A 25,366-nucleotide genomic window follows, 5' to 3' on the forward strand; every position below is an offset into this window, starting at 1 on the left:
GCATCTAAGACGAAGCGCGACACGCGCGACTGCCGTTTGTCACAAAAGCTTCATGTAAAGACCTTTCCGCCCCTCATCCTCCGCCCTTCGCCTTCACTGCCCCAGCAGGCGCCGCTCCTGCGGCGTCAGCTTCGCCTTCTGCGCATCGCCCAGCGGCCCGCGGCCCAGCACCTGCACGGGGCTGTTCAAGTCGTAGCCCACCTTGGTGGCCACCGCGCCGTGCGGCTCGGGCGCCGCTGCGCCCTCGCCCGCGCCCTCGTTGCCGAAGCCCAGCACGCGCACCGTGAACACCGACGGCAGGCTCTGGCGCGCCGCCGCGCGATCGCGCTGCATCGCATCCTGTGCCGCCGCCGTGGCCTGCGAGGCGGCGGCGCTGGCGTTGGTCAGCGCACCGACGTTCACCGATGCCACCACCGGCAGCCCGGCCGACTCGCCCTTCACCTGGATGTTGGCCGCGTTCACCACCTGCAGCGCAGCGAGGTTGACGCTGCCCGACACGCGGATGCCCGCCTCGCCGGCGTCGATGGTGCCCAGCGGCGCGATCAGGTCCATGTCGCCCGCCGGCACTTCCGGAATGGGCGCGAGCGTTGCCAGCCCGGCCCCCGAGCTGGGCACCTGCGACGACAGCTTCACGTTGCCCACGTTGTCGTACACGCGCTTGGGCGGCGTGTAGACCAGCGTGGTCTTGGAGCCGCGCCCGGCGTTGATGTCGCCCTTCTCGGACCAGGCCAGCACGTCGCCGCCGAAGGTGGTCATGACCCGCGACAGGCCCAGCAGCAGGCTGCCTTCGCTGAACAACTGGATGTTGCCCATGCCCTGCGTGATCACGCCCGCGCTGCCCGGCGGCACCGCGCCCTGAACGCCCACCACGATCTGCCCGCCCGGCGCCAGCATCTGGATGTCGCCGCCGAAATCGGTGTGCACGCCCGAGGGGCCGTACATGATGATGTCGCCCTTGCGCACGATCTCCTGGCCGGCGGCGTCGAGGTCGGGGAACAGCGTGGCGATCATGCCGCGCCCACGCAGGTAGCTGCCGTAGCGCGGGCCGTTCACGTCGTTGTATTCGCGGCCACCGGCGCGCAGCTCGGCAAAGTACACGCTGCGCAAGAACACGCGCTGCTGCTCCGGCGCCAGCGTCTTGAAGTACGCCTGCGCACTGCCCGGGTCCTTCGCGTCCTTGCTGGTGGCGGCGAAGCCGTAGCGCTCGGCCAGCCATGCGGCCAGCTCGACTTCGTAGGTCTTCACCACGCGGTCCGGCTGGCTGGCCAGCGACTCGCCGGGGCCCGATGCGGCGCGCTTGGCGGGGTCGAGATAACGCTCGGCGATGGCCGAGAAGTCCAGCTCGCCGGCACCCATGCCGGCCATCATCGAAATGCTGGCGCCGGGGCGGGTGTCGCCCTCGGCCAGCGCGCCCTTGCTCACCACGCTGGCGCGGTCGTCCTGCGTGATGTGGCGGCCGGCCGAAATCTCCAGCGCACCGGGGCCCGCGACCCGCACGTTCGCATAGAGGATGTCGCGTCCGGCCTGGATCAGCGAGACGTCGCGCGGGTCGTTGTTGACGATCAGCGCGTCGGTGCCGACGATGTCGCGCCCGGCGCGGATGCGCGCCGGCGCGGCCGAGCGGTTCCAGGTATCGACGGTCGGGAGGCCGGCAGCCGTCACTTTCCGGGCCGTGCCGCTGGCCAGCCCGAGGATGTCGCCCTTGACCGCATAGAACAGCGATGGCGGCGCATCGGCCGCGTGCAGCGCACGGCTGCCCAGCGTGTCCGGCCCGAAGGCGAACAGCGGGAAGTTGTCGACCGCCCCGTAGTTCGGCACGGCGGGCGACCCGATCATCGAGCCTTCCGAACTGGTGTTGTAGACCACCGGCCGCTGGAGATTGTCGTAGCCCACGAACGCGGGCGCCAACGGCGTCGGCAGCGGCGTGACCGCGCCCGACATGCCGACCGGGTAGCCACCGCCGAACAGCGAGTTGCCCGCCAGGAACTCGAGCGCGCCCGAAGGCGACGGCGCGAGCACCAGCGCGCGGCCGGGAGCCTCCACGGCCGGCGCGGCCGAGAAGCCGAAGTACAGGCTGCCCGAGGCCGCCGTCGCGCGCAGGATCGACGGGTAGACCGTGACGTTGTCGCTCATGTTGATGCTGCCCCCGTACCTGCCGCCAGGCTGCAAGTTGGCGAGGTCGGTGCCGGGCGTGAGATTACCGCCGGCGCTGAACAGGTTGATCGCGGTGCGGTCGGTCCACAGCGTGAACCAGCTCTGGCCGATGCCGTAGTCCTGGCCGCCGAACCTGAAGGCCGAGCTGTTCGGCACCCGCGCGCGGCCCGCGTCGACCACGCTCGTGAGCACCAGGTCGCCCGGCGTGTCCAGGTACATCGCCGAATCGCCCGGCACGAGCACGATGCCCGCATTGGCGATGCCGATGGTCGAGGTGAACGGGTCGATGGAGCGCGTGTCCATCGCATCGCCTTCCTGGCCCGGAAGCGAACGCTCGGCCTTGCGGTACCTCAGCTCGATGCCGCCGATGGCGGTGGCGGACACGGCGGTCGTGCCACGCAGGTTGACCAGCGCGCCGTTGAGGTCCTGGTACTGCGCGTTGGAGCCAGAGCTCGCGTACTGCGCCGCGGCAAGGTTCGGATTGATCACGCCGCCGACGCGCAGTTGCAAGTCGCCGCCGCCGGTGAGCGTCATCTGGCCGTTCGCGTCGACGCGGCCGGTGCTGCCGACTGCCGCCACGATGGCTTCGCTGCGCTGCCAGATCTGGCCGTTGCCCAGCCGCGTGGTCAGGCCGGCGTCGCCGCCCGCGCGCAACGTCAGGTTGCCGCCGCCCAGCGTGCCCATGCCGGTGAAGCCCACCAGGTAGGGCTCGGGGCTGCTGTCGGCACTGAACTGCTGGGCGGCCGGCAGCGCATACGCGCCGAAATTGATCCACCAGGCCGTCGCGATGCGGTCGCTGCCGGCCAGGGCCGTGCCCGAGCCCTGTCGCCACAGCCAGCTGCCCACCGCGGCGCTCGGCACCTGCGCGCGCTCGCCCGAGAAATTGCCCCAGACATCGCCGGTGACGTTGCCACCCACCGCGATGTCGAGATTGCCGCCGTGCTCGGGGTACCAGGCCTGGTAGGCCGCGAGCGCGGCGCCGTAGTCCGCCGTCTGCGGGCCGATCACCGAGCCGCCGACGGCGTTGCCGCGCGGCAGGTTGAAGGGGTCCAGGCCGTTGGCGTCGAGCAGCGGCGCGGAGCGCGTGCCGGCCGTGTAGACGCCGAAGGGCGACTCCATGACGAGGTTGCCGGCCGCTGCCAGGCCCAGGTCGCCGGTGCCGGTGCGCAGCACGCTGAACATCGGCGACAACGGCGTGTACTTGGTGACATCCTTGACGGGGTTGATGACGTCCGTGCAGATGCCCGGCCCCCACTCGCAGACGGTGACGTATTCCGGAGCGACCGGCGTTCCCTCGATGAAGCTCGCGTCCCAGTCAACGGCTTTGGGGCCCCAGAGATGGGAAATGCGCAGCGGGTCGATCACGCAGGTGCCCGCACCACCCCAGTCGCAGTAGCCCGCCTCGAAATCCAGCGGGTCCATCGGCGTTCCCTCGTCGTGGCCCCACATCGGCCCGTTCGGACCCCACACGAAGCCGCTGCCGCCCGGCGTGAGCCTGACGTCGTACATCGCGTGGCTGTCGGCCAGGATGAGCGAGCCATGCTTTGCGGGATCGACCGCGCGGCGGTCTGCCGAGTCCAGGTCGGCGCCGGCCGTGAGTTGCAGGCTCCAGCTGCTGGCGCCCTGCCCCAGCATCGGTGCCACGGCCCAGTTGCGCCCCTGTACGCCGTCGATCACGGGCCGCAGGTTGACGGCTTCGTCGTTCGGCAACTGGACATCGGTCATCGACGGAATCAGCGCGCCGCGCGCCAGTGCGATGGTGCCGTCGGCCTTCATCGCGACCGGCATGCGCACGCCCTTGGGCCACACCAGCGCCTGCACGCTGGCGTCGCCGCCCAGGGAGGTGCCGGCGCCCAGCTTCATGCCGCTGTCGAGCACCACGGCCTCGCCCAGTACCGTGCCGGCCTTCAGGCGGATGGTGCGGCCGTCGGCGTAGTAGACGTTGGCGCGCAGCACCGTGCCGGCAGGCAGCGTGTAGGCCGCACCCAGCGTCACGGTCACCGGCAGCACCGTGCCGGCGGGCAGCACCATGGCTTCGGCGGGCACGTCGTAGTTCAGCAGCGCGTCCTTGGGGAATACGGTGCCCTTGTCGAGCACCACGCCGTCGATCGGCACGACGATGTCGCCGCCGTCGGGCGTGAACGGAATGCCGAACTTCGAGCGCTGCTCGGTCAGGTACCAGCCCTTGTCGTCGGGCGTGGCCGGCGGCGGCGCAAAGCCGTCGTTGATGCTGCCGTAGATGTTGAGGTTGCCGCCCGCGCGGACCACCAGCACGCCGGGCTCGCCGAAGCCGCGCCGCGCCGGGTCGTTGCGGTTGGCGCCGGGGCCGTAGCGGTAGGCCGAGAGGTCGATGTCGCCGACCACGCTCAGGTCGCCGTCGGCCGTCTTGCTGACGATCTCCACGCCGGGGCGCAGGTGGTAGCTGCCCAGGCCCGCCAGGCGCGCCGACAGCGATGTGTTGGCCAGCGCCTTGTCGATGAAGGCGCTGTTGTCCGGGTCGACGACGTCGTCGAAGAACTTCTGCGTGATGAGCTGCGGCGTGCGGCCAGTCACGTCGGGCGCCAAGGCGTACGGCAGGTCGCTGTAGGTACGGAAGGCGTTGACCGCGATGCTCTTGGCGCCCTGGATCGCGGGCGTGCCGTTGACGGTGACCGCCACGTCGTCGTCGCCGCGACGTGGTGCGTTCAGCGACAGCGTGCCGCGTGGCGCGCCGTCGTTGCCCTGCTGCGCGCTCACGCCGGTGCCCGCGCGCAGGTCGATGTTCGCGCCGCTGCCCAGCGTCAATGTGCCGCGGATGGTGCTGAGGTCGACGATGGCCCGGTTCGGGCTGTCGATGATCTTGCCGTAGCTGTCCACGCGCAGGCCCGTGCCGTGCGCATCGAGCGTGCCGTTCACCGTGAGGTCGCCCTTCGCCGCCAGGCGGATCGAGCCGACCTGGAAGCCGCTGGCGTCGATGCGGCCGTTCACCGTGAGGCTGCCGCCGTCCACCGTCACCTCGACCTGGCGCGCCTTCACTTCGTCGCCGATGGCGAGGTCGCCCTGCTTGATCTGGAAGCGCCGCGCGCCGGTCACGCCGCCTTCGTTCAGGCGCTTGTTGAGGCCCGCGAAGTCGGCCACGCTCTGGCCGCGCACATTGATCTCGGCCGCGTCGTAGGGCACGACCGTGCCACCCGCGTCATAAGTGCCGCTGGCGCTGCCGAGAATCCGGCCGCCCAGCTCGACGCGGCCCGCGCCGGCGCCCAGCGCCGTGGCCTGCATCGTGCCGCCGCGGTTGTACGTGGCCGACAGGTCGATCACCGAACCCGCCGCCTGCGTGATGTTGCCCGCCGTGCTCGACACCTCCAGGTCGCCGCCGCGGCTGTAGCGCGTCTGCTCGAAGAACTTCACCGCCTGGCCCGACAGGTCGATGCGCGAATTGGCGGTCAAGCTCACATCGCCGGTGGCCGTGAGCTGCAGCTTGCCCGAGGGCAGGCCGACCGTGCCGTCGATGGTGATGTTGCGGCCCGCGAGCGCCAGTTGCGCGCCCAGCGCCGCGTTGCCGGCCGGCTGCCCGCCGCCCACCGGAGCGCTCACGACGATGTCGCCGCCCGCCGTGATGCGGTTGTTCGAGCCGGCCTCGCCGGTGAGCAACGGCGCGCGCAGGTTCAACTGGCCGCCGCTGTAGTCGTAGCCCTTGCCGTCCACGTACTCGCCCTGCCGGTGGTACACGTCCAGCGTGCCCTTGTCGTTGGCGGTGATGCGCTCGCTCGCATTCAGGTTGACTACGGCGAAGCCCAGCGCCAGCCGGTCCGCCGAGAAGCCGGCGTTGGGCTGCGTGTTGGGGCCGTGGCCCAGCACGATGCGCGAGGCCGACACATCGAGCGTGCCATTGCCCAGCAGGCTGCCGATGGCACCGCCCGGCGCGTTCGGGCCGGGGAAGACCTCGCCGCTGCCAGGCGGGCGCGGCGTCAGTCCGGTCCAGATGAATTCGCCGGTGGTGATCTTCGCTGTGTCGCCCGCGCCGCCGTAGCCGTAGATGGCCGGCGTGCCCAGCACCAGCCGCTCGATGGACGACACGCCGGTCACGGGGTCGAGCGTGTCCAGCGACACCCCGCCGTAGATGTTGACCGACTCGCGCGCGTTCAGCACCAGCGTCTCGACCGCCGGCACGCCCTCGCCCTTGTTGCCGGCCAGCAGGTTCGCCAGGATGCCCTGGTTCAGCGACAGGCCCAACGGCAGTTGCTGGTTCGCAGCCGCCTGCTGCAGCGCCGCTTCGCTGCCCAGGTTGACCGAGGACACGGCCAGCACCAGGTTCTTGGCGCCGTAGCGCACGTTGTCGGCCAACGTGAACGAGCGGTTGGTGGCCACGGCCAGCGTGCCCTGGCCGTACAGCGTGGTGTGGCCGGTGCAGGCGCCGCTCGGGCATTCGCCGATCTGGATGGTGACGGGCGTGGCCTCGCTGACGGGAGGCATCAGGTTGATCCAGCCGTTCGACAGTCCCACCACCGCGGTGCGGCCCGCCGAGAACACCACGCCGTCGGTGGAGTCGTAGGCCGGCGCGCCCGCGCCGAGCGTGTTCAGCGATGCGCCCTGCTCCACCTGGATGCCCTCGCCGTAGCCGCCGGCCACGAGGAAGATTTCCGCGCCGCGCAAGGTCGCGCCGCTGCGCACGACGATGTGGCCGGTATTCGACTTGAAGGTCGCGAAGTTGTCCGCGTAGCCCAGGTCGATCCTGCCGCCCACGATCATCCGTGGCGCGCCGAAGGCGTTCAGCTGGCCGGCCTGCACCGACGCGCCTGCGAACCCGGCCGTGCGCCCGGCGCCAGGCGCCGTCACCTCGATGCCCGTGGCGTTCACCCAGAGCGTGCCGCCGAAGCCCGCGCTGCCGGCCGCCGGATTGAACAGCGCCTTGCCGTCGAACTGCAGCATCGACACGCCGTCCTTCGGCTTGGAATAGAAGTAGTCGAGCTGCAGGTTGCGGGCGTCGGCCGCGATCTCGCCGCGCACGCCGCCACGGCGCGCCGCATCGGCCGTCACGAAGGCGTCGTAGCCCATGGTGTTGTAGGTGGCGTTCTGCTTCACCGCCGCCGCCGGCGTGATGACGAGCTGGCTGCCCAACGAAGACTTCACCGCCGTGTTGGCGATGCCCAGGTGCCCGCTCGCCACATGCGAGCCGTTGCCCACCGGCAGCGGCGCGGTCGGCAGCGCGCTTTCGGCGCCCAGTTCCACGCGGAAGGCACCGGGCAGCAGCGCGTAGGTGGAAGGCATCAGCGTGTAGGTGCCGGCCTTGAGCCCGGCCACGTCGGCATCGAGCGTGATCTGCCGGCCGATGGCCGGCTCCGATGCGCCCGCGTCCGGCGACACCGGCGCGTAACTGCCCTTGAAGCCCGGCACGATGGCGTAGACGCCGTTGCCCGCCTTGCTGAAGGTGTTGGCGGGGTTGGCATTGGCCAGCGGCGTGCGCAGCACGTCGACCGAGCCGCCGCGGCCGGTGATGAAGCCGGCGCCCGTGAGTTCGCCGCCGCCCGACAGGTCGAGCAACGCGCCCGCTTGCCCGACCACGCTGTCGCCCGTCAGCAAGATGCCGCTGGTGCCGATGGCGCGCTTGTCGATGGGCTTGCCCGCGTAGCTGTAGCCGATGCCGTCGGTCGTGCCGCCGTAGGGCATGAGCAGGCCGGCGCCGCTGACCGAGGTGATGCTGCCCGGCAGCAACTCGAGCAGGCTGGCGCGCGCCTCGTAGGTGCTGCGGCCGTCCTGCCCCAGGATCAGGTTGCCCAGCGGGGCGCGCACGATGCCGCCCTGGCGCACCGTGTCGCCGCCGAGCGCCAGGATGCCGAAGGCCGACTGCGGCATGGCCACCTCGCCTTCGACCTGCCGGCGGATGTCCAGCACGCGGCCCTTGTCGTAGCCCGCGACGATCTGCGCATTGACGCCGGTGGCCGGGTAGATCTGCGCGGCGGTGATTGTCAGGTCGCCCTTCGTGGCCAGCTCGGTCGTGGTCGCGCCGAGCAGGCCGAGCGTCGGCGTGCCGCCCAGCATGCGCAGGTCGCCCCGGCTGGTCATGTTCACCTTGTCGAAGCCGCGGCGGTCGACCACCAGCGCGGGCCCGGTCTTCATGGCGATCTCGCCATGCGCGCCAAAGCCCACGCGGTCGCGGATGTCGATCTGGTCGGCCTCGGCCGTGAACACCGCATCGCTCTTGCGGGTCGATGCGCCCTGGCGCCAGGTGGTGGCGTAGAGCACTTCGCCGTCCTGCTTGGGCGCGTTGGTCGTGCCGGCCAGCCGCAGGTAGGAGGACGCGAGCCGCACTTGCGAATCGGCCGCCGCACCGTCGGCCAGCGCGAAGCTGCCGGCGTAGATGCGCATGCTCTGCGCGGTCGACAGGTCGGCGTTGCCGTCGAAGCTCAGCAGGCCGTTGACCAGCAGCGACAGGTTGCCGAAGCCGCCTGCCTGCACCTGGTCGACACTCAGCCGGCCCTTGCCGTAGGCCAGTGCCGCGTCGATCTGCCCCGGCTTGAGCGTCGCGGGCAATCCGCTGGGCTGCTGTGTCTGCGACAGCACCAGTTCGCGCGGTTGCCGGACCTCGTTGTCGACGGGGTTGAGCTTCGAGAACACCGGCGTCTCGAGCGCCACCGCCAGCGTGCCGCCTGCGGCGTTGGCGCCGCCCGCGCGGGCGCGCAGCGTGCCGTCGAGGTAGAGGCTGTGCGCCGACTTGAGCACGATGCTGCCGCCGTCGCTGGCGACATCGAGCGCCTGCCAGCGGCCATCGGCGGGCACATCGATCGTCGTGCTGCTGCCCGAGGCATCGAGCACCGCGCCGGGCCGGATCACCAGCGCCAGATCGAGCGCCTTGGCCGCGCCCTTGGCTTCCCAGTCGAGCGCGCCGCCGATGGAAATGGTGCCGCCCTTGCGCACCGTGCCGTAGCGCCGGCCGCTCGCATCCACGCCGGTCTGCGCGCGTGCCGCCACGTCGAGCACCGCGCCCTCGCCGATCCACACCGAGCGGTTGTGCGCCTGCAGCGACGTGCTGTTCGGCATCGTGAATTCGGGCGCCTCGATGTCGATGGCGATGCTGCCGCCCCAGGCGTTGAGCCGGCCATCGACCACGAAGCTGCTCTTGCCGCCACCGAGCAGGCGGATCGAACGGCCCGGATCGACCGTCACCACCGAGCCCGCGCCGATGACGACGTCGCCGCCTTCGTTGACGCGGCGCTGCGCGCGCAGCACGAGGTCGGCGCCCTGGCGCTGCACCACCTGCCGGTTGGGCACGTCCTGCTGCAGCAGCGGCGGGGTCCAGAGTTGCAGCGCGACGCCGCCTTCGTTGCCCGCCGATGTGTCGGGTGCGATGCGATAGACCGGCATTGCCACGTCGAGCTGCGCGCCCGGTGTCACCGACAGTCCCTTGTGGCCGTTGAGGTCGTAGCTGGCAAAGCCAGACTGCAGGCGCGATGCATCGAGCACCAGCACCGACGTGTCGGCCACATCCGCAATGAACGGGTCCGGCCCGATGGCCAACGCGTTGCCCGTCTCGATCTTCAGCGTGCCGCCGCCGCTCACGCCGTGCCCGCGGATCTCGCCGCCCAGCGACAGCAGACCCTTGGCATCGGTGGGCGTGCCGGCCGAATCGGCCACCAGCGCCACGCTGCCGCCCTTGCCGCCCTTCTGCTTGCCCTTGGCCAGCAGCGCCGCGCCGGAAGACACGTCGATCAGGCTGCCGGTCTCGATCATCACGTCGTGCGTCGATTCGATGCGCACCGTGCCGCCGTCGAGGGCCGCGAGCACGGCCGTGTCTTCGGGAGACGTGCCCACGTCGACGCGTCGCCCGCGCAGGTCGAGCGTGGCGCCGTCGCGCAGCGTGACCGACGACGCGTTCTTCTTTGCCAGCGCGCGCGGCGGGGTACCGTCCACGGGCGAGACGAAGATGTTGCCAGCCTCCAGCTTGCCGCCGCGCGCCGTGATGTTGGCGCCGATGTCGATGAACGCGCCGAGCAGGCTCACCTGGCCGCCGTCGGCGAGCGTCAGGGCCTTCTCGACCTTGATGGTGCCGAGCGTGCCGATGTCCACCACCGACAGGTGCTGCGCATTCAGGTGCACGCTGTCCAGCCACAGCGTGCCGATGCGGTCGGCGGCCAGCGCGTCGGCCGCGGCCATCTGCTGCATTGCCTGTGCGATGTCACCGAAACGCACGTCGGTGTCGAACAGGTCCACGCGGCCCAGCGCCGAGTAGCGGCCCACAGCCAGTGCGCCGCCGCGTGCCACCGCCGTCTGTGCCTGCCTGTAGCCGTCTTCGACGGCATCGCGTGCCCGCGTCTGCCGCGCGCCGTTGAACACGTCGCCCGCGATGTCGCCTTCGAGCACCGCCGTGGACGCGCTCACCACCAGCCGGCCCGCATCGCGCCCGACCGTGTAGCCGTTTTCCAGCAGGCGCTGCGGCCCGATCAGCGGGTTGTAGAAGTACTCGGTGTTCTTCTTGCCCCAGCGCGCGTGCTCCGACTCGAAGCCCTTGTAGACGCCCTCGAACACCATGTCCGACGGCGCCTTGTCCAGGCTGTACAGCCGGCCGTCGCTGCCCTTGAGCCAGGTCTGGTTGATGAAGCCGGTCTGCACGTTCAGCGTGCCGCCCGACAGGTTGACGCTGGAGCCCGCCTGCGTGACCACTTCCTTGCCGCCCAGCACCACGGTGCCGCCCTGCGCGGCCCATTCGCCGATGCCATGGCCCTGGTTGCCCAGGTAGCCGCCGACTTCGAGCAGGCCGCCCGCCGCATACCAGCGCTCGCCTTCGTAGCCACCCACGCCGGGCGCCACGCGCACCAGCTTGCGCCGGTCGATCCACACGTCGCTGTTGAAGAGCTTGCCGCTCTCGCGATTCAAGGGCGAGTCGCGCAGCTCGTTGCCCTGCACGTTGACCTTGACGTTGTTCGATTCCATCGCCACGTTCACGCCCACCGCGCCGGACACGTCGAGCCGCGCCTTGTCGGCCACGAAGCCGCGGCGCGCTGCGCTGGCGGCGATCTGCCCGCCGGTGGCGAGCGTGAGCGATTCGCCCTCGAAGCGGATGTCGCCGCCCGAGACGATCTCGATGCGCGACTGGTCGCGGCGGTCCGACAGCTTCGAGAGGTTGTCGAACAGGCCCGCCGGCGCGAGCGCGCGCAGTGCGTCCTGCGCGGCCGAGTCTTTCAAAAGCGCATCGCGCTGGCTGTCGAGCGCGCTGGCCTTGCCGTCGTCCTCGATCAGCACGGCCGTGACGGCGCCCTTGCCCACCGCCACGCTGCCGAGCGTGTCGGCGGCCGAGTTCAGCAGGTGCACCGTGCCGCGCGCGTTGACGGTGGTGCTGGCCACGGCCACGCCGTCCTGCCGCACCTCGCGGCCCGCGAGCGTGATGTCGCCTTCGCGCGCGGTGATCAAGCCGGTGTTGCTCACCTTGCCCGCGGTGCTGCCGGGCTCGAACTGCGGCGCCACTTCATTGCCGCGCGTGGTCGAGAAGGTGTTGCCCTCGGTGCCCACGCCCTTGCGGATCACGAAGCTGTCGCCCGCCGCCATCTGCGTCTGGCCCTTGCGGGTGGCGATCTCGCCCGCGTTCGACACCTCCTTGCCGAGCAGCAGCACATAGCCGCCGCCCTGCGTGACGGAGCCGGGCTCCTTCGTGGTGATTCGTGCGCCCGCCTGCACTTCGACCTTGCCCAGGTCTTCCTTCAGCGTGGTGAAGCTCGGCGCGTTGCCGTTGGAATAGATGCCGCCGGTGGTGAACTGCGAGTCCTTGATGTTCGCCGCAGCCGCCACCAGGTTGCGCGTGTCGACCTGGCTGCTGCCGCTGAACACCACGCCGTTGCGGTTGGCGATGAGCACCGTGCCGTCGCCCTTGATCTGCCCCTGGATCTGCGACGGGCGCGCGGCCGGATCGTTCACGCGGTTGAGCACCGCCCAGTCGGCCTGCTGCCTGAATTCGACCGTGGTGTTGCGCCCGACGTTGAAGGTCTCCCAGTTCAGGATGGCCTTGTCGCCGGTCTGCTGCACCGTCACCGTGGTGCGGCCCGCGGCCGTGCCGGCCGTCGGCGCGTTCGCGTTGTGCCAGCCGGCCGTGAGGCTGTTGGTGTCGACCTTCAGGCCGCCTTCGACCAGGCCGTCGGGCACGTCGGTGCCGTTGTTCTGCGCGGCCAGCCGTGCCGCGGCTTGCGCGGCCTGCTGCGCGGCAATCGCCTGCGCCGCGAGGTTCAGGTTGCCGATGGAGCGTTGCAGTTGTTCATTGGCTTTCTGCTGCTGCGCCAGCGGGTTCGTCAGCATCGAGGCCGGCGTGCCGTTCGGCAGGTAGCCCGTGGCCGCCGCCGTGCCCTGCGCCACGTTCTTCTGCGCCATCCATGCCGCGCTGAACGCGCGCTGTGCCTGTGCGTTGCCGGCGATGCCCGCCATGGCCAGTGCGATGGCGACCGCGTGCGCGACCGGTGCGCGGCGGAATGTCTGTTTGCTCATTTCATACCCCAGAGGAAAACCCGTTCGCGTGATTGCGTGGCACGGCGGTGTTGCACCGCGCCCTGGTTAAGAGACCGGGCTCGCCGGATGCGACCGACACGGCGGAGGCAAAAGACAGGAAAAATTTGCGGGGGTATGCGAGCGGCTGCATTTTTCACACCGGTGTCATGGTGCGCGGGCAAAGAGGCCTTTCGACACCGTCTACCTGTTCTCGGGGATGGCTTCGGAAAGCATCCTTCGATAGTCTGCGCGCTCGTCGTGACACGCGTCACTCGCCGACCATCGCAATGCCTTCGCTTTCCGCTTTTTTGCACCGGGCCCCGGCCTTCGCAGCACCTTCATTGCCACGCTGCGCGCGTCGCGCCGGCCACGCCCTTGTCGCGGCCTTCACGCTTGCGCTCGGTGCCTGTGGCGGCGGAGGGGGCGGCGGCGGGACCGGCTTCTTTCCGGGCTTCCCTGCGTCCTCCGCACCCGCGCCTGCGCCGGCCCCTGAAGCCTCGCCGCCGCCCGCACCGCCACCGGCGCCGACCTATTCCGTGAGCGGGACTGTCAGCGGCCTGCTGGGCACCGGCCTGGTGTTGCAGAACAACGCAGGCGACGACCTGCCCATCGCGGCCGATGGTCGCTTCAGCTTTGCGACACCGCTTGCCGGCGGTGCGGGCTACGCCGTGTCGGTCAAGTCGCAATCGAAGATCCTCACGCGCGTGTGCAGCGTGAGCAACGGCAGCGGAACGATCGCGGCGGCGGCCGTGAGCGACGTGCAGGTCGTCTGCGCCCAGCCTCCCTCGCGCTTTGCCTATGTGTTGAACGGCGACGGCAACAACGTGTCGGCCTACACCATCGATGCGGCGTCGGGCGCGCTGCGCCCGGCAACGACGTTGTCCGTGCCGAGTCCGAACGGGTTGGCCGTCGACCCCTTGGGCCGCTTCGTCTATGTGTCGAGCATCCCGGGCAACAGCGTGTCGACGTACGCCATCGATCGCACGACGGGCGACTTGCACACCACTGCCGCACCCGCCGTGGCAATGTGGAGCACCACGTTGGGGATGGCGGTAGACCCGACGGGCCGCTTCGCCTACTTCGTGAATCTGGCGGGCAACAACGTGCTGGCCTTCAACATCGACGCCGATACGGGCGCGCTGAGTGCCATGGCGGCGGTGCCAACCGGCAGGTCGCCCTACAGCCTTGCCATCGACCCGACGGGCCGCTTCGCCTATGTGGTGAACACCGGCGACGCCACCGTGTCGGCATTCGGCATCGATGCCGCATCCGGCGCGCTGAGTCCCATCGCCACCGTCGCGGCCGGGTCCGGTTCCCACGACATTGCCGTGGACCCCTCGGGCCGCTTTGCCTACGTGGTGAACCAGGGCGACCGGAACATCATGACGTACAGCATCGATCCCGTGTCGGGTGCGCTGGCGCCGCTCGCGGCACCCTGGCCAGTGACAGGCAGCGCGCCGTTCAGCATCACCATGGACCCGAAGGGACGCTTTGCCTACGTGACGAACCTGGACACCCGCAATGTGTCGGCCTACACCCTGGATGCATCGACCGGTGCACCGACCCCTGCGACGCCGGCGGCCATTTCCACGGGAAACCGGCCCGCTTCGGTTGCGATCGACGCGGGCGGCAAGTTCGCCTACGTGGCGGACAACACGGACAACAACGTGACGATCTACACCGTCGATGCAGTGTCGGGTGTGCTGGGCCCCCAGTCGGCATTGACAGTCCCGGTCGGGCTGGCGCCGAGCAAGATCGTCCTGTCGAGGTGAACCCGGAGGATCAGCCGAGCAGCACGATGCCGGCCGGCAACGTCGTCACCTTGGCGCCGTAGCTGGCGCCGATCAGGGTCTCGATGCGCGCGAGCTGTTCGAGCCGCAGCCGCGCCTGCACCTTGCGCCGGCCCAGCTCGGCATTGGTCACGATCAGCCGACCGGGGCGGTAGCGGTTGATCTCCTCGACCACGGCCGCGAGCGGCGTGTCGTTGAACACCAGCACGCGGTCGCGCCATGCGTTGACGGTGGACAGGTCGGGCGCGCGCGCCACTTGCGCGCCGCGCTGGCCGTAGCTGATCTGCTGCGCCTCTTTCGCGACCAGCACGCGGCCACCATAGTTCAGCTCGACCGAACCGGCCATGCAGGTCACGCACACCTCGGGCCCGGTGGCGCGCACATTGAAGCGGCTCGCGGCGGAAGCCACGAGCCGGCCGCCGCCGACCGTCATCGTGAACGGCGCGGCGCGCGATGCATCGAGCAGCACCTGCGCCTCGCCGTTCAGCAGGTCGAGCGTGGCCGCTTCTCCTTCGGCCGCGCGCGACAGGTTGAAGCTGGTCTGCGTGTTCATCTCGACCACCGCCGCGTCGGCCAGCACCACCTGCCGCTGCTCGCCGGTGCCGGTGCTGTAGTCGGCCGTCATGTCCGACAGCGCGGGCCACAGCCGGCCCGGTGGCCGCACCACGACGAAGGCGGCCGCGCCGGCCGCGAGCGCGGCGCCGAGGATGTAGCGGCGATTCGGCTGCGCTCGCGCGATGACGGCCGCGCGCGGCGGCTGTGCGGCGCGCATGCGCTGCGCCACGGCTTCGGCCGCGGGCCGCGCCACGTCCCACACGCGGGTCATCTCGGCCATCACCTGTGCATGCAGCGGGCTTTGGGCGCACCAGCGCTTGAAGTCCTGCGCGTCCACCGTCGTGGCCCGGCCGGACGTGAGGCGCACGAGCCAGTCTTGCGCCTGCGCCTGGAGCGCGGCGCGGTCGTCGTCGGGGGTGTTCACGGCCAGCATCTCTTCTAAGACTGTTTTCCGGCCCCGGGACCGAACCGCTGGATCACATCGCGCCCCAATTTCCCGGCGCAATGCACCAGCGCGGCCTTCACTTCGCGCTCGACGATCCGCACCGACACGCCGTAGCGCAGCGCGATGTCCTTGTGCGGCGTCTCGTCCACGCGCGAGGCCAGGAAGATTTCGCGGCGGCGGCGCGGCAGCTCTTCGAGGGCCCGTTCCAGCGCCTGCACTTCGCTGCGGGCTTCGGACAGCCGCGCCGGGTCCTGGCTTTCATCGGCAAAGTGCAGCAGCTCCTCGACCTCCACGAAGTCGAGCAGCCGCCCGTTCGAGATACGCCGGTCTTCGGCCACGTTCGACGCGATGCGCAGCAGGTAGGCCATCGGGCTTTGCACCGGACCGGGGTCGCTCATGCGGTTCACGCGCAGCCAGGTTTCATGCAGCACGTCGTCGGCCACGTCCTCGGAGCCGAGGCGGCGGCGCAGCCGGTTCCTGAAGTCGAGGTAGCGGCTCGTCAGCAGGTTGCGCAGGAAGCCGGGGGTGTCTTGCTCCACGGCGGCCTCAGGACGCGGCGGGCGCCACGCCCGCGCACACGTCGGTGCTGCGCCCGGTGCGGGGCAGCAGCAGGATCGTGAGGGGTTCGTCGGGCGTGCCGTCCTTGGGCGGGCTCAGCACCAGCGTGCTCATCGCGGCTTCGAGCGCCGCATCGCGCTGCGCAACGCCGCTCGAGCCGAGCACGCGCGCGCGCCGCACGTGGCCGGCCGGGCCGACCCACAACTGCACCAGCGCGCGGTAGCCGCCGGGCTGCACACGCGGCCAGCGGCACAGCGTGCGCTCCAGCGCCTGCTGCACGATGCGCGCGTTGCCGTCGGCTGCGGGTTCGATCGCTGATGGCGCCGCGGGCGCGGCCACCGGGGGCTGCACCGGCGCATCGGTCTCGACAAGGGTGAAGCTGGTGTCGTCGGCATAACGTGCCACCAGGCGCGTGCCCGCCAGCATCTGGTGCAGCGCATCGCGCGGCGCCAGTTCTCCGCGCACCGGCATCGATTCGAGTCCGCTCGCGAGTTGCCCGTCGAAGAACACCGACTGCCCGCTCGCCTGCGCGAAGGCCTGCAACGCCGAAGCCAGCGGCTGCGCGGGAATGTCGAAGCTCACGCGATCGGCAACGGCGGCGAAGGATGCACCCAAGGACAGGATTCCGAAAATCAAGGTCAAGACGCTCACCCACCACCGCGACCGAGCAATGCACCACATGCCTGGTCCTGTCACGAAATGGAATTTGCTGCGGGCCAGCGAGAACCGTGGCCGTACTACTTTTTGTCGACCGGATGCTAGTGAGGATTTGTGACAGGTTGAATGCAATGCGCCCGCCAAGGCGCACTGCCGCTTGCCGTTCGCCGAGCCGCTCAGACCGTGAGGACGACCTTGCCGATGTGCCCCGCGCGCTCCAGGTATTGATGCGCCTGCACCACGTCATCGAACGCGAAGGCACGGTCGATGCGCACCTGCAGCGTGCCGGCGGCCAGGCCCGCGTCGATGAAAGCCAATGCCCGGCCGTGTGCCGCTTCATCGCGCGGCAATGCCATGGTGGGCGCGCCCGTGAACTCCAGGACCTTGTAGACATGGAAGTGCCAGCTCTTGCGGAACTGCGCGATGGCCGGGTACGCGAACTGCGCTCCGCCCGACAGGCCGTACAGCACGTACCAGCCGCGCTGCGCGACGACATCGCCCAGGCGCGCGAGGTCCGCGCCGCCCACGCCGTCGTACACCAGTTCGACGCCGCGCCCATCGGTGAGCGCCAATACGCGCCCGACCACGTCTTCGTCCTGCGTCACGACCACATGCGCTGCGCCCGCGTCGAGCAATGCCTGGCGCTTGGTGCCCGTGCGGGTGGTGGCGATGGCGCGGATGCCCGCGGCGCGCGCCATCTGCAGCGCCGCGATGCCGGTTCCCGACGATGCGCCCGTGACGAGCATGGCTTGGCCGCGCTGCAGGCGGGCCATCTCGAACATGGGGAAGTAGCCCGTCAGGTAGGCCATGTAGGCGCCGGCGGCCTGCGCGGCCGACAGGTTGGCGGGGTGGCGCACCACATGCGTCGCCGGAAACAGGATGCTGTCGCCATAGGTCGGGTAGCGCCCCTGGCCCGCGCCGGGCAACACCGCCACACGGTCGCCGACGGCAAGGCCTTCGACACCCTCGCCCACTGCGTCGATGACGCCGGCCGCCTCGTTGCCCAGCCCGGCCGGCAGGGTCGCGTCTTCGATGTACATGTTCTCGCGCCACAGCGCGTCGGCCCGGTTCAGGCCGATCGCCTGCACCGCGATGCGCACCTCGCCCTCGGCGGGTGCGGGCGTCTCGCTGCCCTCGATCTTCAGAACGTCGGCGCCGCCGAACGCGTGAAAGCGAACCCTCTTGCTCATATGCAAATCTCCACTCTTGAAAGACCGGTGACCACGGAATTGAAGCCACCGACACATCCAATCTAGAGGCCGTGGCGTCATCAAGGAAATCGATTGATGGGATATTCGCCATGCATCCAATCGATACCTCTTCATTCAGAGAGCGTGCATGAAACCGATCGAACTCGGCCGCATCGACCTGAACCTGCTCACGGTGCTGGCGGCACTCATGCGGGAGCGGCACGTCAGCCGGGCCGCGCAGCGGCTGAACCTGGGCCAGCCGGCGGTGAGCCATGCGCTGGCGCGGCTGCGCGACCTCACCGGCGACCCGCTGCTGGTACGCCAGGGTCGCGTGATGGAGCCCACCGAGCGCGCGCTGGCGCTGATGCAAGGGCTGGGGCCGGCGCTCGAACAGATCGAGGCCACGTTCCGCGCGCAGGCCGACTTCGAGCCCGAACGCGCCGCCCCGGTCTTTCGCATCGGCCTGACCGACGACCTGCAGATCGCGATGCTGCCGCGCCTGCTGCGCGCGCTCAGCGCCGAAGTGCCGCGCGCCAAGCTGGTGACGCTGACCGTCTGCTATCGCAATGCGCCGCGCTACCTTGACGAAGGACGTGTGAGTGCGGTCATGGCCTTCCTGAAAGACCTGCCGGCCAGCGCCAAGGTGCGCAAGGCGCGCACCGCGCGCTTCGCCGTGCTGCGCGCCGACACCGCCGCCGGCAGGTTGTCGCTCGACGACTACTGCCGCCGGCGCCATGTGCTCGTGACCTATGCCGGCGACCTGTGCGGCACCGTCGACGAAACGCTCGACGAACTGGGGCGCCAACGCGACGTGGCTTTTTCAGTGCCGCAGTTCGGCAGCCTGCCCGCCGTGCTGGCCGGCACCGAACTGCTGGCCACGGTGCCGGAACACGTGGCGCAGGCACTGGCCGCGCAAGGCGGCGGATTGCGCCAGGAAGCCTTGCCGTTCGAGAGCCCGAGCTACCAGATCAGGCTGGCCTGGCGCGCGGTGACCGACAAGGATTCGGCGCAGGCGTGGCTGCGCAAGGCGATGCTGCGGGCGTTCAATGATTGAGGTGGCTGGTGCTGCAGCACAATCGGCCGGATCACCGCCATGGCTCAAGCCCCTCGCTTCCGTGAAGACAACCCCATGAAGGCCCGCTGGCGACTGGGCCTGAACGTTGCACTCTGGGCTTGCGTCATTCCCATCGACACCCTTTTCACGAAGATGGCGGCGTACCTGCGCAGCGAGACGCTGCTGGAACTGTCGGAGTCGATCGGACGCTCGGGCATCGCGAGCGCCATTCATCTGGCATGGGCAGGCCTGATCTATTGGTACTGCGTGCCACGCACGCCCAGGCTCGCGCAGCGCGTCGCCTACCTTCTGGTTTTCTGCGCAGGGATGTTGGGCGCACTGGCGCTTGCACTGCTGCTCAGCCTTGCCATCAACCGTGCGATTGCCGTCGGCTGATACAGCACGAAGCGCCGAGGCAGAATGCGCCGAGGATCAACGATCCGGGGAGGTTCGACCATGGCCAATCGCAGCTATCTGTTCTCCATCGACAAGGTGCCCTCGCAGTACAGCGACCGGCCCGATCGCATCGTCGGCCTTTCGGAATGGGCCTACGACATTCCACTGGCCTACCTGCTGCTCATCTCCGAAGGAACCCGCGCCTGCGCATCGCTTTCCTTCCGGCCCAACGACGAAGGCGCTGCAAGCGATCCGCCGCTGGCACTGATCGGCGATGCCAAGGGCGGACTTGCCCGCCTCATGCGCTTTCTCGATCTGCTGGCAACGACGTCCAACGCGGCCGGCAACGCCGAATTTCTGGCGGCGCGCGAACAGGCCAAGGCGTTCCTCGCATCGCGGGAGCTTGGCTACTATTTTCTGGAGACGGCCGAGATCGACAGCATGTCGGACAGGCCGTTCCGCAGCAGCATCGACGAAAGCCTGGCCAATGTGCGCCACTACGCGCAGTTGGTGGACGGCCTGACGCCGCAGAACATCGAGCAAGCCATCGCGCCCGATGGGCCGCTCGCGGGTGTCCTGTCGGAACGCGGAAAGTTCGAAGAGCGCGAATTGCCGACGCTGGGCATCGGCTTCTGGTCGGAAGTTCTCTATCTGGCACCGCGCACCAGAGCGGATGTGCCCGTCGACCCAACGCCTTCGACGCCGAAACCCGCGACCTCGCCCAGGCCATCGCCCACACCATCGCCCTCGCCCGCACCCAAGGCAGCGTCGCTGATGAACAGGTTCCGTGGCTGGCTGGGCGGCGCGGCGCCGGCCACCACCCTTGGTGCGAAAGAGCAAGAAGACCTTCGCGAGTTCGTGCACAAGAGCGTGTGGGGCGGCTTCACCACCAAGGCCGACATCAAGGAAGACAGCCGCTACTACATAGGCGAACGCGAGTGGACCGAAGGCGATCTCGCGTTTCTCGACAGCCTCGTCGAAGCCGAATGGCAAAAGAAGAAATCCGCCGAAGCCACGTGGCCCGAAGAGACCGACTGGGACCGCCTGGACTTCGCGTTCTTCCGGCTCGACTCGTCGGGGATCATTGCGTATCACAACGCCGGCAATACGCAGGACGAAGGTTGGGAAGACTGCAACGAGGAGTGGCGCGAGCGCGGAGGAAAAAGCGCGGGCCTTCAGGGCGCGGTCTTCTATCACGGGCAGGACCTGGATCACGTTGTCAAAGGCGGCCCGCTGCTGCTGACCTTCGGTGCCACGCAAGACTCTGACCTCACCTCGATGGAGGTTGCAAGGCGCGCCGTCGATACCTTGCAATCGGCCGGATTCAACGTGACCATGCCGGCCGACGAGCGTCAGCGCATCGAAGTCGGCGGGCTCGACTGGAAGAAGCGCAGTCCGGATTGAATGCCGGCAAGAAGGCTCGACGCCAATGTCCGGCGCAACCGGCTTTTAAGATAACTAACAACTCGCCACCCTCAAGGACACCGCATGCCAAACACAGAGACACACTTCGATCTGACCGCCAACGACGGCCGCAAGCTGGAGGCCCACCGCTGGCAGGGCCCGACGCAGCGCGCCATCATCCAATTGGCGCATGGCATGGGCGAGCATTCGCTGCGTTACCGGCCCTTGGCCGATGCGTTGACGCAGGCCGGCTACGTCGTCTACGCGAATGAGCATCGCGGCCATGGCAAGGACGCCGCGGCGCGCGGCGAGCTTGGCGAGTTCGGTCCGCGCGCATTCGCCGGGCTGGTGGACGACATGGCACTGCTGAGTCACCACGTTCGCGGCGTGCATCCCGGCTTGCCGCTGATTCTTGTCGGCCACAGCATGGGGTCGTTCGCCACGCAGTACTACCTGGCCCAACACAGCGCGCTGCTGTCCGGCGCGGTGCTCTCGGGCACCACGGCGCTCGATCTGCTGGGCACCGCGTTGCAGGCCGGCTTTCGGCTGGAAGACATGAACGCGGCGCTGCCGGATGTGCGCACGCCCTTCGACTGGCTCAGCCGCGACCCGGCCCAGGTCGATGCCTACATCGCCGATCCGCTGTGCGGGTTCACGGTCTCGGCCGAGGGCCTGGGCTCGATGTTCGCGAACCTCGCCGACCTCGCGCCCGCCGCCCTGCGCACGCGCATCCGGGCCGACCTGCCGCTGTACCTGTTCATCGGCGACGAGGACCCGGTCAGCAACAAGGCCGAGTGGTTCTACCCGCTGGTGCAACGCTACCGCGAAGCCGGGCTGCGCGACGTGTCATGCCACGTGTTCGGTGGCGCGCGCCACGAGACGCTGAACGAGACCAACCGCGAGGAAGTCTTCGCTGTGCTGCTGGCCTGGATCGCGCGGGTGGTGGGCCACAACGGCAACAAAGGCTGAGGGCGACGGGCGGGTCTGCCTGCCGCCCTTTTTTCTTCTTTCTTCTTTCTTCGCGTCGTCAGGCTTCCACGTTCAGCACCGAGCCGATCGGCACGCCGCTCGCATTGACGCGTGCCCTGTCGGGCTTTGGCGTGTTGTCTTCCGATGTCTTGCCCGTCCCGCCGATCTGGGCTGTCGCGCTCTGCAGCGCGCCGGCCGCGCGCAATGCATTCAACTGCGCCTGCAGCATGGCGATCTGGCTCGCCATGGCCTGCAGTTGCTGTTGAAGCGCCTTGCGCGGCTCGCCTTCGGGCGTCGAGAGCAGAAGGCCCTGCTTTTCCTTCATCTGCTCCTGTACGCCCGCGATCTGGCGCTGGATCTTCGCCATCTCCGCGTTGACGTTGGGCCCGCTCCCCGCGCTGCCCGTGGCACCGATTGCAGTCAGCATCTTGTTCCTTGGTTGGTGACGTAAAAGAGGACTATCGGCATCGCGGGCCAAAAATGAAGGGCACGGATACTTCAAGGCCCTGCTCACACCCCAAAACCATCGCGATTCGCGCGGCTTCCACGCAGATGACAAAGAAGATTTCAACCACGGCGCGTTTTCTTGCGCTCCCGCTGGCGTTCATTTCGCCCGGCATCGCCCTCGCCGCCTCGTTGTCCGGAACGCTCACCGGCGGAGGCGGAATCGATGACCTGCGCGTCATCGTCCGATCGGCCAACGGCCAGCAGGTCGAGGCGTACTGCGACGGCAAATGCGGCGACTGGTTCGACGAGGACAAGGAAACCGAAGGCTCCCGCCTCAAGAAAAAGCTGCTGGGCAAGCAGGTGCTTCTCGACTACCGGAGAGAGCCGAACCGGGACAGGGTGGCCGGCCCGGGTGCGAACGATCCGCTGGACTTCGTCAAGAAGATCGAACTGCTGAAGTAAGAAGAAGGCACACGGCATGCAACTCGACCCGCTCCCTTCCGATTGCCTTGTCGACCACACGCTGGTCATTCGCGTTCGCGGCCTGTCCGCCGGCGCCCTGCTGACCGCCCGGCTCTACAGCGCCGGCTACGACGGCAGCGTGTACTTGTCGCAAGCCACGTTCGCGGCCGACGCCGATGGCGTGGTGGACCTTTCGCGCCAGGCCCCGGTCTCGGAGTCGTACCAAGGCGTCGATGCAATGGGGCTGTTCTGGTCGCGCGCACTGGCGAGCGGGCCTGCGGCGGCGGCATGCGGCGACGCAAGCAAAGACCCGTTCACGGTGACGTTGAAGCTCACAAGCGACGACACCGCCGAGTCCATAGCCCACACCATCAAGAGAACGTTCACGACAGCAGATGTCAGCTCGCGCGACGTGCGCGAAGACGGTCTGGTCGGCCGCATGTTCGAGCCTGCGCACTCGCACTTTCGCGGCGCCGTGCTTGTCGTCGGAGGCTCCGGCGGAGGGTTGGCGTGGTCACAGGAGGTGGCCAGCCTTCTGTCTTCCCACGGCTACGCCGCGTTCGCGCTGGCGTACTTTGCCGCTGAAGGGCTGCCCCCGATGCTCGACCGGATTCCGCTCGAATACTTCGGCACCGCGCTGACCTGGCTGGCTGCACAGCCGGGCGTTGCGGCAGGCCCGATTGCAGTGGTCGGCGCTTCGCGGGGCGGCGAACTCGCGCTGCTGCTCGGAGCGACCTTTCCCGCCGTTCGAGCGGTCGTTGCCTATGTTCCCAGTGGCGTCGTGTGGGGCGCCTATCCGGCGAGCGGCCACGGTGCGTGGACCCTGGAAGGCCAAGAGATCGCCTACGCGAACGATGACGAGTGGGAGAAGACACCCAGGGATGCCGCCTATCTCGAAAGGGTGTCCATTCCCGTGGAAAAAATCGGCGGCCCCGTGCTGATGATCTCGGGTGCCGATGACAAGATGTGGCCCTCCAGCGAATTGGCAGAGATCGCCTTCCAGCGCCTGAAACACGCGGCCTTCCCTCACCGGTTCGAGCATCTGAGCTATCCGGGCGCCGGGCACCACATAGGTTGGCCCAACGTGTTCACGACGATGACGAAGTTCAAGCATCCCACGTCCGGAGAGGATTTGGACATGGGTGGCACGCCGCAGAGCACTGCACATGCACGGCAGGACTCGTGGACCCGCATGCTCGAATTCCTGCGAGCGGCTTTGGCTGGCGGTTGAAGGCCGGCCTTGCGCATCGACAGCATCTTTTTCCACTCCGTCATATAGAACATTTGAGCGACAAGCGCCCTTGAAACCGCTTCCTAGAATCGCGCGGCCGGCCTCCAGCCCTCCGTCAGAAAGCGTTTCAAATGCAGCCGATTTCGCGCCCTCTCGCCCTCTTTTCTTCCTTCGATGTACGGGCCACAACCCGCCGCGCGGCCGCCGGGGCATTGATCTTCGTGCTGGCTTCCTGCGGCGGTGGTGGTGGTTCCAACGGCCTCGGCTTCCTGCCTCCTGTTGCACCACCCGCCCCCGTCGCCCCGCCCCAGACCATCGGCGGCACTGTCAGCGGCCTGATGGGCACCGGCCTCGTGCTGCAGAACAACGCGGGCGATGACCTGGCCATCGCGGCCAACGGCAGCTTCAGCTTTGCCACGCAGATTGCCGATGGCGCGAGCTATGCAGTCACGGTCAAGACGCAGCCCAGGCTTGCGACCCTCGTGTGCACCGTCACCGCCAACGGCAGCGGCAAGGTGGCCGGAGCGGCCGTGAGCAACGTGGCCGTGCGCTGTGCGCCGCCTGCGGCCCGGTTTGCCTACGTGGTGAATTTCGACTCGAAGGACGTGTCGGGCTACACCCTCGATGCCGGCACGGGCGCCCTTAGCCCGATGGCCGTGCCGACGTTTCCCGTGGGAGCAGAGCCCATCGACATCAGCGTGGACCCCTTGGGCCGGTTTCTCTACGTGGCCAATCCCAACGACGGCTCCGTGTCGGGCTTCCTCATCGACGCCGGCACCGGCGCGCTCACGCCGATGGCCGTGCCGAAGGTCGTGGCTGTCGCCGGCAGTGCGCCCTACAGCGTCGTCGTGCACCCCACGGGCCGGTTCGCCTACGTATCGGACGTGAATGCCACCAATACGGTGTCGGCCTACACTATCGATGCCAGCACGGGCGCCTTCAGCCCCGCAGGCGTGCCACTGGTCTCCGCGGGCACGGGCACCCCCATCGTCACGGTCGATCCCACGGGCCGGTTTGCCTATGCGACGAACCTCGGCTCGAACACCGTGTCGGCCTTCAACATCAATCCCGACACGGGCGTCCTCACCCGGATGGCCAAGCCCACGATTGACGCGGGGCCCAGCCCCTATGGCATCACCGTGGACCCCACGGGCCGGTTCGCGTACGTGGCGAACACCGGGGACACCTTTCTGTCGGCTTATGCCATCGACGCCAGCTCCGGTGCCCTGAGCCCGCTGGCCGTGCCGACGATTGCTTCAGGGCAGACGCCCTTCTCCATCGGCGTGGACCCCACGGGCCGCTTTGCCTATGCCGCGAACATCGACTCCGACAGTGTGTCGGCCTACAACATCAATACCAGCACCGGCGTACTGAGCGCGATGAGCGTGCCGTCGATTACCACCGTCGGGTCCCAACCCATCTCCGTCAAGGTGGACCCCACGGGCCGCTTTGCGTACGTGGTGAACTTCGCTCTCGGCAACCTGTCGGCCTACAACGTCGATGCCGGCACAGGCGCGTTCAGCCCGATGAGCAAGCCGACAGTCGATGCGGGAACGAGCCCGCAGGTCCTCGTGTTCTCCAGGTAGTCAGCAGTCAGCGCGTTGCACA

The 25,366-nt window shown here is 68.9% G+C and carries 14 protein-coding genes; 8 read left to right on the top strand and 6 right to left on the bottom strand.

All coding sequences use genetic code 11. The features are described 5' to 3' along the window. Window positions 1-93: 93 nt before the first annotated feature. Window positions 94-12,600: a filamentous haemagglutinin family protein gene (locus ACSFB7_RS03440; protein ID WP_435467070.1), complete on the bottom strand. Its 12,507-nt coding sequence runs from the start codon at window positions 12,598-12,600 to the stop codon at window positions 94-96. Window positions 12,601-12,887: 287 nt separating this feature from the next. Here ACSFB7_RS03440 and ACSFB7_RS03445 point away from each other — a divergent pair, with 287 nt between their 5' ends. Beyond that, window positions 12,888-14,372 carry a lactonase family protein gene (locus tag ACSFB7_RS03445; RefSeq protein WP_435467072.1) on the top strand — a complete coding sequence of 495 codons (1,485 nt, stop codon included), beginning with the start codon at window positions 12,888-12,890 and terminating at the stop codon, window positions 14,370-14,372. Between the two features lie 10 nt (window positions 14,373-14,382). Here the strand turns inward: ACSFB7_RS03445 and ACSFB7_RS03450 are convergent, their stop codons facing one another. The 4 genes from ACSFB7_RS03450 to ACSFB7_RS03465 form a co-directional block, all read right to left on the bottom strand. Further along, window positions 14,383-15,369 carry a FecR family protein gene (locus ACSFB7_RS03450; RefSeq protein WP_435467074.1) on the bottom strand — a complete coding sequence of 329 codons (987 nt, stop codon included), beginning with the start codon at window positions 15,367-15,369 and terminating at the stop codon, window positions 14,383-14,385. 14 nt (window positions 15,370-15,383) lie between these two features. Further along, window positions 15,384-15,929 (bottom strand): RNA polymerase sigma factor, encoded by a 546-nt coding sequence (locus ACSFB7_RS03455; protein WP_435467076.1) that lies wholly within the window; start codon window positions 15,927-15,929, stop codon window positions 15,384-15,386. Window positions 15,930-15,936: 7 nt separating this feature from the next. Next, the gene (locus ACSFB7_RS03460; protein ID WP_435467078.1) at window positions 15,937-16,563 is read right to left on the bottom strand and encodes a secretin and TonB N-terminal domain-containing protein; all 627 of its coding nucleotides are present in this window, start codon (window positions 16,561-16,563) and stop codon (window positions 15,937-15,939) included. 218 nt (window positions 16,564-16,781) lie between these two features. Beyond that, window positions 16,782-17,795 (bottom strand): zinc-dependent alcohol dehydrogenase family protein, encoded by a 1,014-nt coding sequence (locus ACSFB7_RS03465; protein ID WP_435467080.1) that lies wholly within the window; start codon window positions 17,793-17,795, stop codon window positions 16,782-16,784. Window positions 17,796-17,943: 148 nt separating this feature from the next. On the opposite strand from ACSFB7_RS03465, the gene ACSFB7_RS03470 reads away from it, so the two are divergent. The 4 genes from ACSFB7_RS03470 (at window position 17,944) to ACSFB7_RS03485 (ending at window position 21,618) form a co-directional block, all read left to right on the top strand. Then, window positions 17,944-18,849 (top strand): LysR family transcriptional regulator, encoded by a 906-nt coding sequence (locus ACSFB7_RS03470; RefSeq protein WP_435467082.1) that lies wholly within the window; start codon window positions 17,944-17,946, stop codon window positions 18,847-18,849. A gap of 39 nt (window positions 18,850-18,888) precedes the next feature. Then, a complete protein-coding gene (locus ACSFB7_RS03475; RefSeq protein ID WP_435467084.1) occupies window positions 18,889-19,245 on the top strand; it encodes a hypothetical protein in 357 nt (118 codons plus the stop codon). Window positions 19,246-19,305: 60 nt separating this feature from the next. After that, on the top strand, window positions 19,306-20,649 hold the full coding sequence (locus tag ACSFB7_RS03480; protein WP_435467086.1) for a DUF6891 domain-containing protein: 1,344 nt from the start codon (window positions 19,306-19,308) through the stop codon (window positions 20,647-20,649). A gap of 84 nt (window positions 20,650-20,733) precedes the next feature. After that, entirely contained in the window at window positions 20,734-21,618 is an 885-nt protein-coding gene (locus ACSFB7_RS03485) for an alpha/beta fold hydrolase (RefSeq protein WP_435467088.1), read from the top strand. Window positions 21,619-21,676: 58 nt separating this feature from the next. On the opposite strand, the gene ACSFB7_RS03490 is transcribed toward ACSFB7_RS03485, so the two are convergent. Beyond that, window positions 21,677-22,045 (bottom strand): FlxA-like family protein, encoded by a 369-nt coding sequence (locus ACSFB7_RS03490; RefSeq protein WP_435467090.1) that lies wholly within the window; start codon window positions 22,043-22,045, stop codon window positions 21,677-21,679. 125 nt (window positions 22,046-22,170) lie between these two features. On the opposite strand from ACSFB7_RS03490, the gene ACSFB7_RS03495 reads away from it, so the two are divergent. The 3 genes from ACSFB7_RS03495 to ACSFB7_RS03505 all read left to right on the top strand — a co-directional run bounded on the left by ACSFB7_RS03495 (window position 22,171) and on the right by ACSFB7_RS03505 (window position 25,344). Then, window positions 22,171-22,527, top strand: coding sequence for a hypothetical protein (locus tag ACSFB7_RS03495; protein ID WP_435467092.1), 357 nt, complete (start codon window positions 22,171-22,173; stop codon window positions 22,525-22,527). A gap of 16 nt (window positions 22,528-22,543) precedes the next feature. Next, window positions 22,544-23,758: an acyl-CoA thioesterase/bile acid-CoA:amino acid N-acyltransferase family protein gene (locus tag ACSFB7_RS03500; RefSeq protein ID WP_435467094.1), complete on the top strand. Its 1,215-nt coding sequence runs from the start codon at window positions 22,544-22,546 to the stop codon at window positions 23,756-23,758. A 131-nt stretch (window positions 23,759-23,889) separates the two neighbouring features. Next, on the top strand, window positions 23,890-25,344 hold the full coding sequence (locus ACSFB7_RS03505; RefSeq protein WP_435467096.1) for a lactonase family protein: 1,455 nt from the start codon (window positions 23,890-23,892) through the stop codon (window positions 25,342-25,344). Window positions 25,345-25,366: the final 22 nt, after the last annotated feature.

It is taken from the genome of Variovorax raffinosi, from assembly GCF_051216615.1.
GTDB lineage: Bacteria > Pseudomonadota > Gammaproteobacteria > Burkholderiales > Burkholderiaceae_C > Variovorax.

Bases quoted from the DNA above. Each gene is read 5' to 3' on its own strand.
- ACSFB7_RS03500 (WP_435467094.1), top strand. From the start codon at position 22,544: ATGCAACTCGACCCGCTCCCTTCCGATTGCCTTGTCGACCACACGCTG.
- ACSFB7_RS03480 (WP_435467086.1), top strand. From the start codon at position 19,306: ATGGCCAATCGCAGCTATCTGTTCTCCATCGACAAGGTGCCCTCGCAG.
- ACSFB7_RS03475 (WP_435467084.1), top strand. From the start codon at position 18,889: ATGGCTCAAGCCCCTCGCTTCCGTGAAGACAACCCCATGAAGGCCCGC.
- ACSFB7_RS03445 (WP_435467072.1), top strand. From the start codon at position 12,888: ATGCCTTCGCTTTCCGCTTTTTTGCACCGGGCCCCGGCCTTCGCAGCA.
- ACSFB7_RS03485 (WP_435467088.1), top strand. From the start codon at position 20,734: ATGCCAAACACAGAGACACACTTCGATCTGACCGCCAACGACGGCCGC.
- ACSFB7_RS03470 (WP_435467082.1), top strand. From the start codon at position 17,944: ATGAAACCGATCGAACTCGGCCGCATCGACCTGAACCTGCTCACGGTG.
- ACSFB7_RS03490 (WP_435467090.1), bottom strand. From the start codon at position 22,045: ATGCTGACTGCAATCGGTGCCACGGGCAGCGCGGGGAGCGGGCCCAAC.
- ACSFB7_RS03505 (WP_435467096.1), top strand. From the start codon at position 23,890: ATGCAGCCGATTTCGCGCCCTCTCGCCCTCTTTTCTTCCTTCGATGTA.
- ACSFB7_RS03440 (WP_435467070.1), bottom strand. From the start codon at position 12,600: ATGAGCAAACAGACATTCCGCCGCGCACCGGTCGCGCACGCGGTCGCC.
- ACSFB7_RS03495 (WP_435467092.1), top strand. From the start codon at position 22,171: ATGACAAAGAAGATTTCAACCACGGCGCGTTTTCTTGCGCTCCCGCTG.
- ACSFB7_RS03465 (WP_435467080.1), bottom strand. From the start codon at position 17,795: ATGAGCAAGAGGGTTCGCTTTCACGCGTTCGGCGGCGCCGACGTTCTG.